The organism is Kitasatospora sp. NPDC058243, assembly GCF_042882025.1.
Lineage (GTDB): Bacteria > Actinomycetota > Actinomycetes > Streptomycetales > Streptomycetaceae > Kitasatospora.
Map to the genome: position 1 here is coordinate 1 of NZ_JBHVWW010000156.1, position 506 is coordinate 506.

The window sequence follows — 506 nt, forward strand, 5'->3', positions numbered from 1 at the left end:
GCCTTGTATTACGGTAATGGCCTCGGCTTTCAGTTCTTTCAGTGCGGTCGGTGATGAACAGACAAGTGCCTGTTCCCAAACCACATGTCGCCGGTCAGTGGATCTGCGCAGTCGTTGTGCTCCTGACCTGCGGGTTGTGCAGGTTGGTTGAGCGGGGTGGCGGCTGTGTTGGCTCAGTGAATGTGCGCAGTGTCCGGGTACGCCAGCCGTCTGACCTGGGGAGTTCGTGGGTCGGGGCCTGGTTGTGCAGGTTGGTTGAGCACTGCGCAGTTTCACTGGTCGTTGGTATGTGGCTGGCGTTTTCTGCCTGGTACGGCCCGTGGCCGGGGTGGTTGGTAGCCGAGTTGGGTGAGTTCGATGGTGTCCGCCTTGTGGCCGGTGGGTTTGGCGTGGTGGCGGTAGGCGGTTTCGTTGCTGGGGTGGCGGCTGTGTTGGCTCAGTGAATGTGCGCAGTGTCCGGGTACGCCAGCCGTCTGACCTGGGGAGTTCGTGGGTCGGGGCCTGGT